The sequence below is a fragment of the Plantibacter sp. MDV22-iso1 genome (genome assembly GCF_058408345.1).
The window spans coordinates 203,197-219,212 of the sequence record NZ_JBZVDY010000001.1 but is presented as its reverse complement, the minus strand read 5'-3'; the positions used below and the strand labels follow the sequence as shown (position 1 = coordinate 219,212).

17 protein-coding genes, 2 tRNA genes and 1 riboswitch are annotated in these 16,016 nt (G+C 69.1%); of the genes, 14 read left to right on the top strand and 5 right to left on the bottom strand.

Going from position 1 to position 16,016, the window contains the following annotated elements; translation table 11 throughout:
* Nucleotides 1-2: 2 nt before the first annotated feature.
* Nucleotides 3-1,724 (bottom strand): long-chain-fatty-acid--CoA ligase, encoded by a 1,722-nt coding sequence (locus AC4PMY_RS01020; RefSeq protein WP_064295119.1) that lies wholly within the window; start codon nt 1,722-1,724, stop codon nt 3-5.
* Between the two features lie 90 nt (nt 1,725-1,814).
* On the opposite strand from AC4PMY_RS01020, the gene gatC reads away from it, so the two are divergent.
* The 4 genes from gatC to AC4PMY_RS01000 all read left to right on the top strand — a co-directional run bounded on the left by gatC (nt 1,815) and on the right by AC4PMY_RS01000 (nt 5,837).
* Nucleotides 1,815-2,114: an Asp-tRNA(Asn)/Glu-tRNA(Gln) amidotransferase subunit GatC gene (gene gatC, locus AC4PMY_RS01015; protein ID WP_064295120.1), complete on the top strand. Its 300-nt coding sequence runs from the start codon at nt 1,815-1,817 to the stop codon at nt 2,112-2,114.
* The gene (gene gatA, locus AC4PMY_RS01010) at nt 2,111-3,622 is read left to right on the top strand and encodes an Asp-tRNA(Asn)/Glu-tRNA(Gln) amidotransferase subunit GatA (protein ID WP_491621790.1); all 1,512 of its coding nucleotides are present in this window, start codon (nt 2,111-2,113) and stop codon (nt 3,620-3,622) included. The genes gatC and gatA overlap by 4 nt, the downstream gene beginning before the upstream one ends.
* Before the next feature lie 3 nt (nt 3,623-3,625).
* Nucleotides 3,626-5,125 (top strand): Asp-tRNA(Asn)/Glu-tRNA(Gln) amidotransferase subunit GatB, encoded by a 1,500-nt coding sequence (gatB, locus tag AC4PMY_RS01005; RefSeq protein ID WP_064295122.1) that lies wholly within the window; start codon nt 3,626-3,628, stop codon nt 5,123-5,125.
* 115 nt (nt 5,126-5,240) lie between these two features.
* Nucleotides 5,241-5,837, top strand: coding sequence for a hypothetical protein (locus AC4PMY_RS01000; RefSeq protein WP_064295123.1), 597 nt, complete (start codon nt 5,241-5,243; stop codon nt 5,835-5,837).
* Here the strand turns inward: AC4PMY_RS01000 and AC4PMY_RS00995 are convergent.
* Nucleotides 5,808-7,133: an acyltransferase family protein gene (locus AC4PMY_RS00995; protein ID WP_064295124.1), complete on the bottom strand. Its 1,326-nt coding sequence runs from the start codon at nt 7,131-7,133 to the stop codon at nt 5,808-5,810. The two genes, AC4PMY_RS01000 and AC4PMY_RS00995, sit on opposite strands and share 30 nt — an antisense overlap.
* A gap of 82 nt (nt 7,134-7,215) precedes the next feature.
* Here AC4PMY_RS00995 and dinB point away from each other — a divergent pair, with 82 nt between their 5' ends.
* The 6 genes from dinB (at nt 7,216) to AC4PMY_RS00965 (ending at nt 12,528) form a co-directional block, all read left to right on the top strand.
* The gene (gene dinB, locus AC4PMY_RS00990; RefSeq protein WP_064295125.1) at nt 7,216-8,514 is read left to right on the top strand and encodes a DNA polymerase IV; all 1,299 of its coding nucleotides are present in this window, start codon (nt 7,216-7,218) and stop codon (nt 8,512-8,514) included.
* A 9-nt stretch (nt 8,515-8,523) separates the two neighbouring features.
* Complete coding sequence (locus AC4PMY_RS00985) at nt 8,524-8,853, top strand: hypothetical protein (RefSeq protein WP_064295126.1); 330 nt, start codon at nt 8,524-8,526, stop codon at nt 8,851-8,853.
* 50 nt (nt 8,854-8,903) lie between these two features.
* Nucleotides 8,904-9,012: riboswitch (TPP riboswitch) on the top strand.
* Between the two features lie 75 nt (nt 9,013-9,087).
* Complete coding sequence (locus tag AC4PMY_RS00980; RefSeq protein WP_064295127.1) at nt 9,088-9,678, top strand: ECF transporter S component; 591 nt, start codon at nt 9,088-9,090, stop codon at nt 9,676-9,678.
* A gap of 86 nt (nt 9,679-9,764) precedes the next feature.
* Entirely contained in the window at nt 9,765-11,162 is a 1,398-nt protein-coding gene (locus tag AC4PMY_RS00975; RefSeq protein ID WP_491621789.1) for an ABC transporter ATP-binding protein, read from the top strand.
* Complete coding sequence (locus AC4PMY_RS00970) at nt 11,159-11,959, top strand: energy-coupling factor transporter transmembrane component T family protein (protein WP_491621788.1); 801 nt, start codon at nt 11,159-11,161, stop codon at nt 11,957-11,959. The genes AC4PMY_RS00975 and AC4PMY_RS00970 overlap by 4 nt, the downstream gene beginning before the upstream one ends.
* Complete coding sequence (locus AC4PMY_RS00965) at nt 11,956-12,528, top strand: nucleoside/nucleotide kinase family protein (RefSeq protein ID WP_354294729.1); 573 nt, start codon at nt 11,956-11,958, stop codon at nt 12,526-12,528. The genes AC4PMY_RS00970 and AC4PMY_RS00965 overlap by 4 nt, the downstream gene beginning before the upstream one ends.
* A 209-nt stretch (nt 12,529-12,737) precedes the next feature.
* Here AC4PMY_RS00965 and AC4PMY_RS00960 read toward each other — a convergent pair.
* A tRNA-Arg gene (locus tag AC4PMY_RS00960) sits at nt 12,738-12,810 on the bottom strand.
* A gap of 30 nt (nt 12,811-12,840) precedes the next feature.
* Nucleotides 12,841-13,065 carry an SCO4848 family membrane protein gene (locus AC4PMY_RS00955; protein ID WP_064295131.1) on the bottom strand — a complete coding sequence of 75 codons (225 nt, stop codon included), beginning with the start codon at nt 13,063-13,065 and terminating at the stop codon, nt 12,841-12,843.
* Nucleotides 13,066-13,117: 52 nt separating this feature from the next.
* Here AC4PMY_RS00955 and orn point away from each other — a divergent pair, with 52 nt between their 5' ends.
* The 4 genes from orn (at nt 13,118) to nadE (ending at nt 15,183) form a co-directional block, all read left to right on the top strand.
* Nucleotides 13,118-13,738 carry an oligoribonuclease gene (gene orn / locus AC4PMY_RS00950; protein ID WP_064295132.1) on the top strand — a complete coding sequence of 207 codons (621 nt, stop codon included), beginning with the start codon at nt 13,118-13,120 and terminating at the stop codon, nt 13,736-13,738.
* Nucleotides 13,739-13,788: 50 nt separating this feature from the next.
* Nucleotides 13,789-13,864 (top strand) — tRNA-His (locus AC4PMY_RS00945).
* A 55-nt stretch (nt 13,865-13,919) separates the two neighbouring features.
* Nucleotides 13,920-14,270 carry a metallopeptidase family protein gene (locus tag AC4PMY_RS00940; protein WP_064295133.1) on the top strand — a complete coding sequence of 117 codons (351 nt, stop codon included), beginning with the start codon at nt 13,920-13,922 and terminating at the stop codon, nt 14,268-14,270.
* Between the two features lie 91 nt (nt 14,271-14,361).
* Nucleotides 14,362-15,183, top strand: coding sequence for an NAD(+) synthase (gene nadE / locus AC4PMY_RS00935; protein WP_064295134.1), 822 nt, complete (start codon nt 14,362-14,364; stop codon nt 15,181-15,183).
* Nucleotides 15,184-15,251: 68 nt separating this feature from the next.
* Here the strand turns inward: nadE and AC4PMY_RS00930 are convergent, their stop codons facing one another.
* The gene (locus tag AC4PMY_RS00930; RefSeq protein ID WP_121290279.1) at nt 15,252-15,968 is read right to left on the bottom strand and encodes a hypothetical protein; all 717 of its coding nucleotides are present in this window, start codon (nt 15,966-15,968) and stop codon (nt 15,252-15,254) included.
* Between the last annotated feature and the right edge of the window lie 48 nt (nt 15,969-16,016).

Sequence of the window (16,016 nt, the reverse complement as noted above, 5' to 3'; positions counted from 1 at the left end):
GCTCAGTCCTGGTCGGCCTGCAGCAGCTCGTCGCGGACCTGGCGCCGCAGCACCTTGCCGATGAGCGACTTGGGGAGTTCGTCGACGACGACGACCCGCTTTGGCACCTTGTACGGGGTGAGGATCTCCCGCGCCCAGGCTCGGAGGGCATCCGGATCCACGGTGGCACCGGGAGCCGCGACGACGGCCGCGACGACCTGCTCGCCGGAGTGGGGATCGGGGAGACCGACGACGGCGGCGTCGGCGACCGACGCGTGTCCGCGGAGCACCTGCTCGACCTCGCTCGGCGACACGTTGAACCCGCCGGTGATGATGAGCTCCTTGATCCGGTCGACGACGGTCATGAACCCCTCCTCGTCGATGGACACGATGTCGCCGGTGCGGAACCAGCCGCCTGGGAGCAGGACGGCGGCGGTCTCCTCGGGCTTGTTGTAGTAGCCGTGGAAGACCTGCGGGCCGCGGACGAGCAGCTCGCCCGCCTCGCCGGCCGGACGGTCGGTCTCCGGGTCGTCGGGATCCACGACGCGCACCTCGGTGCTCGGCAGCGGGAGGCCGATGGTCCCGGGCTTCCGTGCGGTCGAGACCGGGTTCGCGGAGATGACCGGTGAGCACTCGGAGAGCCCGTAGCCCTCGACGAGGAAGCCGCCGGACGCGGCTTCGAACGGGACGACGAGGTCGTGCGGCAGTGGCATCGCGCCCGAGATGGCGATCTCGGTGCCCTGCAGCGACACGCCCTGCTCGGTCGCCGCGGTCAGGAGCCGGTCGGCGATGGGCGGTACGGCGGGCAGGAAGGTCGGCGGTCGCTTCTTCATGACCTTGAGGACGAGCGCCGGGTCGAACTTCGGGAAGAGGACGAGGCGCGAGCCCATGCTCATGGCGAAGGTCAGGCAGAGCGTCAGGCCGTAGGCGTGGAACATCGGGAGCACCGCGTAGACGACGGCCTCCCCGCGCTTCACCGTGGGCACCCAGGCTCGGGACTGCGCCGCGTTCGCGAGCAGGTTGCCGTGGGTGAGTGCGGCCCCCTTGGGCGAGCCGGTCGTCCCGCTCGTGTACTGGATGAGCGCGAGGGCGTCGGTCGCGGGCTTCGGGTGGCTCGCCGGCAGCGGCGCCGAGGTCAGGAGCTGCTCCCACCGCACCGTGCCCGAGACCGGTGCGGTGAGCTGGGCCCGTGAGGCTCTCGCCTTCGGGATGGGCAGACGGAGAGCGGCGCGCATGTGGAGCGGCATCGCCCGGGTCACGTCGATCGTCACGAGCGAGTGCACCGCCAGGTCGGCCGGGAAGTCCTGCAGGTGCTCGGCGACCTTGTCCCAGACGATCGCGAACGTCGCGCGGTGGTCCTCGAACTGGTGGCGGAGCTCTTTGGGGGTGTAGAGCGGATTGTGCTCGATGACGACGGCGCCCAGCCTGAGGACGGCGTAGAACGCGACGATGTGCTGCGGGCAGTTCGGGAGCATGAGGGCGACGGGGTCGCCCGCCCGGACACCGAGTGCGCGCAGGCCCGCGGCGGCACGGGCGATCAGCGCCTCGAGCTCCGTGTAGGTGGTGGTGGACCCGAAGAACTCCAGCGCGACCGCGTCCGGGTAGCTCGCCGCCGAGGCCTCGACGAGATCGCCGAGGCTGCCGGTCTGCTCGGGGATGTCGTCCGGCACGTCGGCGGCGTAGCTCGCGAGCCACGGACGCTCGTGCGGGGGACGGGGACGGCTGCTCGAGTCGTTCTGGGTCACCGTTCCACTGTAGGGGCGGAGCCCGACGGACGACCACGTCCCTGGCGAATAGACTGGAGCGACCGCCACCGCTACACGTACGGGAGACGCATGTCGGAAATCACTACCGAGCAGGTCGCGCATCTCGCGAACCTCGCTCGAATCGCCCTGAGCCAGGACGAGATCGCCCACCTCACGACGGAGCTCGACTCCATCGTGGACAACATCCAGAAGGTGCAGCAGGTGGCCACGCCTGACGTCCCGGCGACGAGCCACCCGATCCCGCTCGAGAACGTGTACCGCGACGACGTCGTCGGCAACACGCTCACGCGCGAACAGGCGCTGCAGAACGCGCCGGAATCGGCCGACGGCCGCTTCAAGGTCTCGGCGATCCTGGGGGAGGAGCAGTGAGCGGGTTGATCGGTCTCACGGCAGCGGAGCTGTCGAGCAAGCTCCGCGCGGGCGAGGTCTCCAGCGTCGAAGCCACCCAGGCGCACCTCGACCGCATCGCGCAGGTCGACGGCGACGTCCACGCCTTCCTCCACGTGTCGGACCACGCGCTCGACGTCGCCGCCGACATCGACGCACGCCGTGCCGCTGGCGAGGACCTCGGCGAGCTGGCGGGCGTCCCGCTCGCCATCAAGGACGTCCTGGTGACGACGGACATGCCGTCCACCTCGGGGAGCAAGATCCTCGATGGGTACCTGTCGCCCTTCGACGCGACCGTCGTCGCGCGGTCACGTGCCGCCGGTCTCGTGCCGCTCGGCAAGACGAACATGGACGAGTTCGCCATGGGCTCGAGCACGGAGCACTCGGCGTACGGCCCGACCCACAACCCGTGGGACCTCGACCGCATCCCCGGCGGTTCCGGCGGTGGCTCCGCTGCCGCGGTCGCCGCGTTCGAGGCGCCCATCGCCCTCGGCAGCGACACCGGTGGGTCCATCCGCCAGCCGGCGCACGTGACCGGCACGGTCGGCGTGAAGCCCACCTACGGCGCGGTCAGCCGCTACGGGGCGATCGCACTCGCCTCCTCGCTCGACCAGGTCGGACCGGTCAGCCGCACGGTCCTCGACTCGGGCCTCCTCCACGACGTCATCGCCGGGCACGACGCCCTCGACTCCACCTCGCTCCGCGACGCGTGGCCCTCGATGGCCGCTGCGGCCCGCGAGGGCGCGCGTGGCGACGTGCTGCGCGGTCTGCGGGTCGGCGTCGTCACCGAGCTCAACGGTGAAGGCTTCCAGGCCGGTGTGAAGAGCCGCTTCCAGGAGGCGCTCGCGGTCCTCGAGGCGAACGGTGCCGAGATCGTCGAGGTCTCCGCTCCGAACTTCGAGTACGCCGTCGCCGCCTACTACCTCATCCTCCCGGCCGAAGCGTCGAGCAACCTCGCGAAGTTCGACTCGGTGCGCTTCGGGATGCGGGTCACGCCCGAGGGTGGCGGCACGGTCGAGCAGGTCATGTCCGCGACGCGCGAGGCCGGTTTCGGTCCCGAGGTGAAGCGACGGATCATCCTCGGCACCTACGCGCTCAGCGCGGGCTACTACGACGCCTACTACGGCAGCGCCCAGAAGGTCCGGACGCTCATCCAGCGCGACTTCGCGGCGGCGTTCGACCAGGTCGACGTCCTCGTGAGCCCGAGCGCCCCGACGACGGCGTTCAAGCTGGGCGAGCGCATCGACGACCCGCTGGCGATGTATCTGAACGACGTCACCACCATCCCGGCGAACCTCGCCGGCGTGCCCGGCATCAGCGTGCCGATCGGTCTCGCGCCCGAAGACGGTCTGCCCGTCGGCATCCAGTTTATGGCGCCAGCACGGGAGGACGCCAGGCTCTACCGGGTCGGCGCCGCCCTCGAGGCGCTCCTCGAATCGACGTGGGGGCACACCCTCATCTCGCAGGCACCCGCTCTCGGAGGTCGGTAACCCATGGCCAAGGACAAGCTCCTCTCCTACGAAGAAGCCCTCGAACTGTACGAGCCGGTGCTCGGCTTCGAGGTGCACGTCGAGCTGAACACCAAGACGAAGATGTTCTCTTCGGCACCGAACGGCTTCGGCGACGCTCCGAACACGAACATCTCGCCGGTCTGCCTCGGTCTGCCCGGGTCGCTCCCGGTCGTGAACGAGCAGGCGGTGCGGTACTCGATCAGCCTCGGGCTCGCCCTCGGCTGCTCGATCGCACCCTCGAGCCGGTTCGCACGGAAGAACTACTTCTACCCCGACCTCGCGAAGAACTACCAGATCTCGCAGTTCGACGAGCCGATCGCCTTCGAGGGCTCGGTCGACGTCGAGCTGGCCGACGGCACCATCGTGACGGTGCCGATCGAGCGCGCGCACATGGAGGAGGACGCCGGCAAGCTCACGCACATCGGCGGTTCCACCGGCCGTATCCAGGGTGCCGAGTACTCGCTCGTCGACTACAACCGCGCGGGTGTGCCGCTCGTCGAGATCGTCACGAAGCCGATCTACGGCACCGAGCACCGGGCGCCCGAGATCGCGAAGGCCTACGTCTCCGCGATCCGCGACATCGTCGTGGCGCTCGGTATCTCCGACGCGAAGATGGAGCGTGGGAACCTCCGCTGCGACGCGAACATCTCGCTGCGCCCTCGCGGCCAGGAGAAGCTCGGTACGCGCACGGAGACGAAGAACGTGAACTCCCTGCGTTCCGTCGAGCGCGCCGTCCGCTACGAGATCCAGCGGCAGGCGGCGATCCTTAAGGACGGCGGGTCCATCGTCCAGGAGACGCGGCACTGGCACGAGGACACCGGGGCCACGTCGGCCGGCCGGCCGAAGAGTGACGCCGACGACTACCGGTACTTCCCGGAGCCCGACCTGCTCCCGGTCGTGCCGTCGCCCGAACTCATCGAGGAACTCCGAGCGGCCCTGCCCGAGCAGCCGGCGGTCCGCCGCCGTCGGCTGAAGAGCGAGTGGGGCTTCACCGACCTGGAGTTCCAGGACGTCGTGAACGGTGGTCTGCTGAACGAGATCACGGCCACCGTCGAGGCCGGCGCCGCTCCGGCAGCCGCACGGAAGTGGTGGACGGGTGAGATCTCGCGGATCGCGAACCAGCGCGACGTCGAGGCGACGAGCCTCGTGTCGCCCGAGCACGTCGCGGCACTCGCTGCGCTCGTCGAGGACGGAACGCTCAACGACAAGCTCGCGCGCCAGGTGCTCGAGGGCGTCATCGACGGGGAGGGCACTCCTCAGGAGGTCATCGACGCTCGCGGTCTCGCGCTCGTGTCCGACGACGGTCCGCTGATCGCCGCCATCGACGAGGCACTGGCCGCTCAGCCTGACGTCCTCGCCAAGATCCGCGACGGCAAGGTCCAGGCGGCCGGCGCGGTCATCGGCGCCGTGATGAAGGCGATGCGCGGACAGGCCGATGCGGCACGTGTGCGCGAACTCGTCCTGGAACGCGCCTCGCAGTAGCGGTCACTGCTGCACCATCGGGCCCGTGCCAGCGTCGACGACGGCGGCACGGGCCCGATGTCGTCGGCCAGGGGAAGCCCTGGTGCCGACTGCTGGCCCGGCATACACTTCCGCCATGCTGGTCGAAGGCACCATGCGGTGGCAGGTCACGGAAGACGCTCCGATGGCTCTCATGCTGGCGCTCGCGTTCCGCGACATGGCAGGGCTCGGGGAGCGATGCGTCGCGCAGCTTCCCGCCGTCACGCCGGGGCTGGAGCGGATCGACGTCGCCGGCCTCGACCTCGACGCGCTCGCGGTCCAGTTCGACGGCTGGTGGACCGGGATCGCTCGTCGCGACACGCGCCTCTTCATGGCCGAGGTCCGTCCACCACACTTCGAGGTGTTCGATCGAGCCCTCGACCTGCAGGAGCTCGCCTACCGGGCGTACGACGAGGCGCACCGATGGGCGTCGGCTCGTATCCGTGAGTACGAACGCGCGCTCGCAGGTCGATCGCCGAGCCGTCTCACCGACGTCTACGAACTCATCCGCGAGCGCCAGTTCGAGTTGCGTCGGCAATCCAGCTCGTTCCGGTTGGACCTCGAGGTGCTTCCGATCTGCCGACCGGGGGCCTGGGTGGTCGCGCCCGACACGATCGTGGTCAGTGAGTCGCTCCGGGACGACCGGGAGGCCTTCCGCGAATGGCTACGGCCGCTGGTCCACGGCCTGGTCTGATCCGCTCGCGACGCGCTCGACCGGCCGACGGGTCGGGTTCAGAAGCACGACCGCGATGATCGAGCCGACAGCGCCGGCAGCCGCCATCGCGGCGGTGAGCGGGTGGGAGATCTCCGCGAAGGGCATGATGAAGGCGCTCGTGAGCGCGATCCACACGGCGACGTGTGTCGGCTTGCGCTCCGGGTCGAGGCGCAGCTTGCGGGGGTGCTCGACGCGGCCGAGGAGTGTGCCGACGCCCGCGAGCAGGACCGCGACGACGAGCAGCACGACCGGTCGGGTCCACCACCATGCCGCGCTCAGCGGTTCCGCGAAGGGGATGCCGAGGGCGAGCTGGAGACCGGCGACCGCGATGATCAGGGGGAGATGCCAGAGGTACACCGTCATCAGCCGGGACCCGATGAGGAAGACGACGGCTCGCGCGGCGCGGGTCCGCATGATCGCCGTGAGCAGCGGGTGCACCAGGGCGAGCAGGGCGAGCTGCCCGACGCCGAGGACGACGAGGGGGAGGGTCGGTGGGTTGAGGTTGCCGAGCATGCTGGTCGAGTACGGCAGCCAGGTCGTGATCGGCACGAGCGCACCGTAGGAGACGAGCACCACGGCCACGAGGACGAGGCGAGGGACGGTGCGGAGACGACCATCGGCCAGGAAGAACCCGAACTGCTGCAGCAGCGGCCAGACGAACACCAGGTTGACGAGACCGATGCCGAGGAGGCCGGTCGAGTACCGGACGACGTCGACGAGGATCACGCCGGCCAGCAGGGCCGCACAGGTCAGGACGGGGTTGCGGTCGTGCCAGGTGGCCAGGAAAGGCGCGACCGCCTGGCACAGCAGGTAGGCGGCCAGGAACCAGAGCGGGGAGCCGACGCCGGCGGCGACGGCCTCGATGATGGCGGGGTCGACAGCGAGCGCCCCGGCGAGCCACAGCCCTGCGGCGAGGAAGAGCAGGACCGGGATCGTCGGCAGGGCGAGTCGGAAGACCCGGGACCGGAGGAAGTCGCTGGTCCCGCCACCACGTCGGACGGTGCTGCGCCAGCCGGTGATCGTCGCGAAGCCGCCCACGATGAAGAACATCGGCATGATCTGGCCGAACCAGGTGCCCGTATCGAACCACGGCTGCTGCTCGAGCGCCCGGGAGATGCCGATCGCGCCGTCCGGCTCGACCGCCACGGCGACCATCAGGAGGTGGACGACGACCACCGTGACGACGCAGGCGACGCGCACGAGGTCGAGGGCGAGGTCCCGCCCGGAGAGGTCTGGGACCGCCGGGGCCGACCCGGTCCGCGTTCGCGTGCTCATCGCCGGACAGCCTAGCGTCGCCGGGCCCTCCCGCCTCGGCCCCTGTGGAGAGCGTGTCGGAGGCGACTGCGACAATGGAGGCATGAGTCGGCAGGATGGAGCGTCTCGTCGCGTCTCGGCGCACGATGCCGACGACAGCGGTACCCCCATCCTCCATGTCGACATGGACGCGTTCTTCGTCTCGGTCGAGCTCTTGGAACGGCCCGAGCTGCGCGGTCTGCCGATCATCGTCGGCAACAAGGAGGGGCGGTCGGTCGTCACCTCCGCCAGTTACGAGGCTCGCCGGTACGGCGTGCGCGCGGCGATGCCGGTGTCCCAGGCGATGCGGCTCTGTCCGAGCGCCGTCGTGCTGCCGCCCCACCACGGCCGGTACCGCGAGTACTCCGACCGGGTGATGGAGGTGTTCGAGTCGGTCACGCCGCTCGTCGAGCCCCTGAGCATCGACGAGGCCTTCCTCGACGTCTCCGGCGCGGTCCGGTTGCTCGGGAGCCCGCGGACGATCGCCGCGCTCGTGAAGCAACGGGTCCTCGACGCGACCGGCCTGCCGTGCTCGGTGGGCCTGGCGGCGACGAAGTACGTCGCGAAGCTCGCCTCCGGCCTGTCCAAGCCCGACGGTCTGCTGGTCGTGCCGGCCGACGAGACCCTGGCGTTCCTCCACCCGTTGCCGGTCGGTGCACTGTGGGGCGTCGGTGGTCGGACGGAGGAGCAGCTGACGAACCGTGGCATCCGGACCATCGGTCAGCTCGCCTCCACCCCGCTGTCGATGCTCCAACGCGCGGTCGGTGAGGCCTCCGGTCGCCGACTCCTCGAGCTCGCGAACGGGATCGATCCGCGCGGCATCGAGCTGGCACGACGTGAGAAGAGCGTCAGCCACGAGGTGACCTTCCCGACGGACGTCTCCGACCCGACCATCCTCAAGCGCGAGTTGCTGAACCTCGCCGGCCTCGTCGCGATCCGACTCCGGAAGGGCGGCTACGCCGGCCGGACGATCAGCATCCGCGTGCGCTATGCGGACTTCAGCGTCGTCACCCGGTCGCGCACCATCGGCGAAGCCACGAACGTGGGCCGGCGGGTGTACGACGAAGCGGCCTCGCTGTTCGACGACCTCGATCGTGGCGGACGCCTCGTGCGCCTCGTGGGGGTGAAGGTCGACCAGCTCGTCCCGGCCGATGAGGCCGGTGCCGGGCTCTGGGACCCGGACGAGGAGTGGCGTGAAGCCGAGCAGACGATCGACCGGGTCGCAAGCCGGTTCGGCGATCTCGCGATCGCCCCCGCCTCCCTCCTCGGGAAGCCGAGGCGTCGCGGACTCGGCAGTCGCGGGGACTCGCAGGGTGCTGCGAGCACGGATCAACCCCTTGGACCGGGAGATGCCGAGCGATAGCCTCGCCGTATGACGAATCTCGTGGAGAAGCTGGCAGAACAGGCGAAGGGGCTCGGCGTGACCGCGGCCTATGGGGAGCAGCAGGACATCGACGGGACGAAGCTCGTGCCCGTCGCGCTGACGTACTACGGCTTCGGCGGCGGCTCCGAGGGCGACGGCGACGACGCCCCGAGCGGCGGTGGCGGCGGTGGCGTCTCCATCCCCGTCGGTGCCTACATCAAGACCGACGAGGGTCTCCGTTTCGACCCGAACCTCATCTCGCTGATCGCCGTCGCGATCCCGTTCATCTGGGTGAGCGGCAAGGCGCTCGCCGGCCTCATCAAGGCCCTCAAGAAGTAGCCCCCTCCGTCCAACCCCTGTCGTGCGACCGCGCACGGCAGGGGTTAGACTCGTGCCACCACGGGAGTCCGGTGAACCGGGCTGAGAGGAAGGTATTCGCCTTCGACCGTCGAACCTGATCTGGATCATGCCAGCGCAGGGAGACCATTTCTCGCTATCCCGTGCTCTTTTCCGTCTACAGGAAGGGCACGTATCGTGTCAGCATCGACCAAGATCTCACCCTCTGAACGCGCTGTGTCGCGGACCTTGCGCTGGAGGGTCGTCGACATCGTCGTGGTCGCCGTACTCGGCGTCGCGACCGGCCTCATCTTCTGGGCGTGGAACACGATCGGATCACTCTGGTACGCGGGTGCCAGCGCCGTCACGCCCGGTTTCGGCGGGATCGCCGTCGGGATCTGGCTCCTCGGCGGGGTGCTCGGCGGACTCATCATCCGGAAGCCCGGCGCCGCCCTCCTCGTCGAGACCATCGGGGCGATCGTCTCCGCCCTCATCGGCAACGCATGGGGCATCACGACGGTGTACTCCGGGCTCGCTCAGGGCCTCGGTGCCGAGCTGGTGTTCGCGGCGTTCGCGTACAAGCGCTTCGGCCTCGTTCCGGCGATCCTCGCCGGTGCCGGTGCCGGGGCCGGCGCGTGGCTCCTCGAACTCGTCATGTCGGGCAACCTCGAGAAGGGTGTCGAGTTCAACGCGATCTACCTCGGTTCGCTGCTCGTCTCGGGCGCAATCCTCGCCGGTGTCGTCGGCTGGGCACTCGTCAGGGCACTCGCGTCGACCGGAGCGCTCAGTCGGTTCGCGTCGGGGCGGGACGCTCGGCGCGAGGTCTGATCGTGCCGGGAGCGGCTGCGACCGGTCCGGCGCGCGTCGTCGCGCGGGACTGGGGGTGGCGGCATGCCGGTCGGAAGGCCTGGGCGGTGAGCGACCTCGACCTCGTGATCGAACCGGGCGAGCGGGTCCTCCTGCTGGGGGCGTCCGGTGCCGGCAAGTCGACGCTGATCCACGCACTGGCCGGCGTGCTCGGCGGAGCGGACGAGGGGGAGTCCCACGGCTCGCTCCTCGTGGACGGCGTTCCGCCTGAACGAGCGAGGGGTCGCATCGGGCTCGTGCTGCAGGATCCCGACTCGCAGGTGATCCTGTCCAAGGTCGGCGACGACGTCGCCTTCGGCTGCGAGAACCTCGGCATCGAGCGCGAGGAGATCTGGCGCCGCGTCGACACCTCGCTGGAGGCCGTCGGACTGGACCTGCCGCTGGACCACTCGACCTCGGCGCTGTCCGGCGGTCAGAAACAGCGGCTGGCCCTCGCCGGCGTACTCGCCATGCAGCCCTCGCTCCTCCTGCTCGACGAACCGACCGCGAACCTCGACCCGGCCGGGGTGGCCGAGGTGCGGGACGCCGTCGCTCGGCTGGTCGATGACGGTTCGTCCACCCTGGTCGTCATCGAACACCGCGTCGACGTCTGGCGCGAGCTGATGACCAGGGTCGTCGTGCTCGACGCCGACGGCGGTGTCCTCGCCGACGGGCCACCCGACCTCGTCCTCGACGACGTCGGGCAGCGCCTGGCCGATGCGGGCGTCTGGGTGCCGGGCATCCCGCTGGGGTTGGCCCCTCGTCCGGTGTCCGGCCCATCAGCGGCGGTCATCACGACCGACGACCTGGCGATCGGTCGAACGCGGAAGCAGCCGGTGCAGGAGCACCTGGGGCTCGCGGTGCCCGAAGGCGCGGGGACCGTCATCGTCGGCCCCAACGGCGCGGGGAAGTCCACGCTCGCGCTCACGCTGGCGGGACTGCTGCCGGAGATCACGGGGACGGTGACCGCCGCTCCGCAGCTCGCCGGCAGGCTGGGATCCCGGCCTATCCGCTGGAAGTCGACCGAATTGTTCGCGCGCATCGGGACGGTCTTCCAGGATCCCGAGCACCAGTTCGTCTCATCGACCGTGCGGAACGAGCTCGGTGTCGGCCTGCAGGCCCTCCGCTGGTCCCGGACCGCCATCGACGAGCGGGTCTCCGAGATCCTCGATGCGCTCGGTCTCGGTCGTCTCGCCGAGGCGAACCCGTTCAGTCTCTCGGGGGGTCAGAAGCGCCGGTTGTCGGTGGCCACCGTCCTCGCCGCCCGGCCGGCGGTCATGGTCCTCGACGAACCGACGTTCGGGCAGGATCGACGCACGTGGTTGTCACTCGTCCGCCTGCTGCAGCACGAGCGCGAACGCGGCGCGACGATCGTCTCCGTCACGCATGACGCGGGGGTCGTCGAGCATCTGGGCGACCATCGCATCCTCCTCGAACCGCCGGAGCTCCGGAGGCGGGCCGCATGACGAGCCTCACGGCAGCGGAGCGCTCGACGGTGCTGCACCATCGACCGCCGCTCGATCGGGTGAATCCGGTGACGAAGGTGCTGGCCGTCCTGATCCTGTCCGTCCCGTTGCTGCTGACGATCGACTGGGTGAGTGCGAGCACGGCGGTCCTGCTCGAAGTGATGCTGTTCCCGCTCTCCGGCCTGCGGTTCACCGCGTTGCTGAAGCGGGCCCTGCCGGTGCTCGTCTTCGCGCCCATCGGCGGGATCAGCATGCTGTTGTACGCGAAGCCGGGAGGGACGGAGTACCTGTCGCTCGGGTTCGTCCGCATGACGGACAACTCGATCGAACTGGCGGTCGCCGTGACGATCCGCGTGTTGGCGCTCGGTCTCCCGACGATCCTGCTCTTCGCGCGGGTGGATCCGACCGATCTGGCCGACGGGCTGTCTCAGATCGCGAAGCTGCCGTCGCGGTTCGTGCTCGGGATCCTCGCTGGCGCGCGGATGCTCGGACTCTTCATCGACGACTGGCGCAGTCTCGCGCTCGCCCGTCGTGCCCGTGGGCTGGGGGACCGGGGAGTGGTCCGGCGGTTCGCGTCCATGGCGTTCGTGCTGCTCGTGTTCGCCATCCGCCGCGGGAGCAAACTCGCGACGGCGATGGAGGCGCGGGGGTTCGGGGCACCGATCGAACGCACCTGGGCGAGACCGTCCCGCCTGGGCCGGGCCGATCTTCTGGCCGTCCTGGTGACGATGGTGATCATGGCCCTCGCGCTGTCCACGGCGGTCCTCGCCGGTACGTTCCGGGTCGTGGGTCAGTGAGCGCGGTTCCGCCGGTCCTGCTCATCGACGGACGGTCGGGCACGGGGAAGACGACGCTCGCCTCCTCGGTCGCGTCCGCGTTGACGGCCAGTACGGTCGTCCACATGGACGACCTGTATCCGGGGTGGGAGGGGCTCGACGAGGGTGCTCGACTCCTCGTCGAGTGGATCCTCAGACCGTTCGCCGAGCGGCGAGCGGGGGAGTGGCGGCGCTGGGACTGGGAACGGTCCGCCCGTGCGGAGGCGCACCTGGTGCCGAGCGACCGTCCACTCATCGTCGAGGGTTGCGGCTCGTCGTCGCGGTCGTCGCGGGTGCTCGCCGACACGGTGCTGTGGCTCGACGCGCCGGTGGTGCAGCGCACGGACCGCCTCATCGGGCGCGGTGACGGTGTGGACTGGCTCGCGGGGTGGACCCTCCAGGAGGACGCGTTCATCGAGCGGGAGCGGCCCGACCTCGATGCCGGGCTCCGCATCGAGGCGACCGGCGCGGCGGACCAGGTCTCCGCACTCGTCCTCGACGCCCTCGCTCACGACGGTCGTGGACGTTGGAATCCTTGGTTGCGCGAGTGACGATGAGCGTCCGGGTTCCGGTCCCTGAGCTTGTCGAGGGGTCAGGGCTCGGGTTTCGGTCCCTGAGCTTGTCGAAGGGGTGTGCCCCCGGCAGGATTCGAACCTGCGACCAAGAGATGAGAAGGGTCCGCGATGTCGTGTGAGGTGCCCCCGGCAGGATTCGAACCTGCGACCAAGAGATGAGTAAGGGTCCGCGAGAGCTTCTGGTGTGCCCCCGGCAGGATTCGAACCTGCGACCAAGAGATTAGAAGGCTCCTGCTCTATCCCCTGAGCTACGGAGGCGGGCGTCGTCCAGGATACCGCAGCGGTGTCTCAGGCGCCGACGCCGAGGAGGCCGAGGACACCGAAGACCAGCGACAGGGCTGCGAGGACGAGGGCGATGCTGATGAGGATGACGTGCACGCGCAGGAACGTCGTCGCACGTCCCTGATCGTCGCGGGCACGCGGGTCGGCGACGATCCGCTTGAGGAAGCGGGGCCAGACGACGACGTTGTAGACACCGTTGACGAGCAGCAGGACGGAGATGGCGATGATCACCGCTCGAGTCTACGGAACCGGCGGCGTCGGTCGTGCTGAGTAGACTCGACCCATGAGCACAGCTGGGGACCGTCTGGTCTGGATCGACTGCGAGATGACCGGACTCGAGCTGGAGGTCGACGAACTCGTCGAGATCGCCGTCGTGATCACCGACTTCGAACTGAACATCCTCGACCCGGGTTATTCCGTCGTGATCAAGCCCGATCAGTCGGCACTCGACAACATGGGTGAGTTCGTGACGAACATGCACCGCACCTCGGGGCTGCTCGAGGAGATCCCGAACGGCGTGAGCGTCGCGGACGCGGAGTTCCAGGTCATCGAGTACATCCAGCGCTTCGTCCCCGACGAGTCGAAGGCTCCGCTGGCCGGGAACACCATCGGGACCGACCGAGGGTTCCTCGCGCGCTACATGCCACGACTCGACGCCCACCTGCACTACCGCAACGTCGACGTCTCCTCGATCAAGGAACTCGCCCGTCGGTGGTACCCGCGGGTCTACTTCAACGCCCCGTCGAAGCACGGCGGTCACCGCGCGCTGGCGGACATCCTCGAGTCGATCCGTGAGCTCGCCTACTACCGCGGAGCGTTGTTCGTCGACCTCCCCGGCCCGTCCTCCGACGACGCGAAGCAGGTTTCGGAAGCGGTCGTGTCACGGTACGCCCCAAACATGTAATAGACTCATCCAGTCGCTTGTGACGCGGTCTCCGCGGAGCAGGTCGCATGGTGGGTATAGCTCAGTTGGCAGAGCGCCTGGTTGTGGTCCAGGAGGTCGCGGGTTCAAGCCCCGTTACTCACCCCATGTCGTACAGAAGCCGGAGGATCCCTCCGGCTTCTGTCGTATCCGGGGAGCGGGCATGTTGGAGCTGGACACCGAGGCGTTCGAAGCCCTCGTGGTGGACGAACTCGACCGCTTACCCGACGAGATGGTCGACGGTCTCGACAATGTCGTCTTCGTCGTCGAGGATCGCCCTGAGAACGGCACGCTCGACACGCTCGGGTTGTACGACGGTGTCGCCTTGACGGAGCGTGACCGCTACGGCTTCGGCGAGATGCCCGACCGGATCATCGTCTACCGCGAGCCGCATCTGGCGGCATGCGAGACGCTCGACGAGCTCGCCGACGAGATCCACACCACCCTGGTCCACGAGATCGCGCACTTCTACGGGATCGACGACGAGCGGCTGCACGAGCTCGGCTGGGCCTGAGATCCGCCTCGCCCACCGAGTCGTGTTTCCGGTGTGTTGCAAGTGCCTCGGAGTTCCGGGTGCGCCTCCGGCGAGCGAGTAGCCTGGGGACATGCGCGAGATCCAGGCCCGCATCATTGCGGAACTCCATGTCAGCCCCACGATCGACCCGGCGGCCGAGGTCCGTTCCCGGATCGACTTCCTGAAGTCGTACCTGCGGGCGACGCACACGAAGGGGTTCGTTCTCGGCATCAGCGGGGGGCAGGATTCCTCGCTCGCCGGGCGCCTGTGCCAGCTGGCGGCGGAAGAGGTCCGAGCCGAGGGTGGCGAGGCCCGGTTCGTCGCCGTCCGTCTGCCGTACGCCGTGCAGCACGACGAGGATGACGCTCAGTTGGCGTTGTCGTTCATCCGCCCGGACGACTCCGTCGTGTTCAACATCCAGCGCGCGGTCGACGGGTTCGAAGCCGAGTACGCGGATGCGACCGGTGAACCCCTCAGTGACTTCGTCAAGGGCAACGCGAAGGCCCGGGCACGGATGGTCGCCCAGTACGCGATCGCCGGTCAGCAGGGGCTCCTGGTCGTCGGGACGGACCACGCGGCCGAGGCGGTCACCGGCTTCTTCACGAAGTTCGGCGACGGCGGAGCCGACGTGCTCCCGCTCAGCGGCCTGACGAAGCGTCAGGGGCGAGCCCTCCTGGAGTCGCTCGACGCTCCGGAACGGCTCTACCTGAAGGCACCGACCGCCGATCTCCTCGACGGCACTCCCGGCCAGACCGATGAGGAGAATCTCGGACTCAGCTACCAGCAGATCGACGACTTCCTCGAGGGGAGCGAGATCGATCTGGCGGCCGCCGAAGCGATCGAGGCCCGGTATACGGCGACGGAGCACAAGCGCCAGGTCCCGGTCAGCAAGTTCGACACCTGGTGGCGCTGACCACGAACCCCTGACACGAAGACGGCGGCCCGATCGGTTGATCGGGCCGCCGTCTGTCGGTCTCGCGGTCAGCTGACGCTGGACTGCTTGCGTTCGGCTTCCAGGACCGCGACGTCGTCGATGATGCGCTGCGTCGTGCTGGTGTTGATCGTGCCGCCCGTCGAGCGGGTGATGTCACCGGGCCGTGAAGCCGGCGCGGTGGATGCGGGCTTCACCTCGGCGTACTGCTCGTGGTGCTGCTTGGCGACCCAGGACTCCTGCTCAGCGACGAGCGCCTGTTCCGATCCGCTGGACTCGGCGCGCCAGCGACGGAGGTCGCCGTCGAAGTCCTTCCGGGCCCGTGCCGGCTTCTTCGACCACTCGACGAGACGGTCGCGGAAGTCCTCGACCACCGGGTCCAACTCGTACCCGAACGTCGCGGAGTTGCGCTTCATCTCGTGGAGCTGGTGATTCGCCCAGTCCGCGGCGACGGCCGCACCCTTGATCGGGCTGAGTCGCACGAGCGTGTCGGCCTGGGCGACCGCCCGATCACTGAGCACCTGCTCCTGAGGGGTGAGCGAGTTCCAAACGCTGGCCTCGGTGGCGGCGTCGACGAGCGCCAGGATCGCGACGTTCTTCTGCTCTCGATCGCGTTGGTCCACGATGGCCCGAAGCGCGCGACGGCTTGCGCCGGCGGCGACGAGGGAGGACACCACGACGGCCACGATGAAGAGGGCCGCAGCGAACAGCATGGGGCGGACCTCAGCTGAGGTCACCCACTCTACGAAGTCATTCCACCACTGCATGGGCCGCAGACTACCCCTCGTTCGGGCGTGAACACGGGCGACGCACCG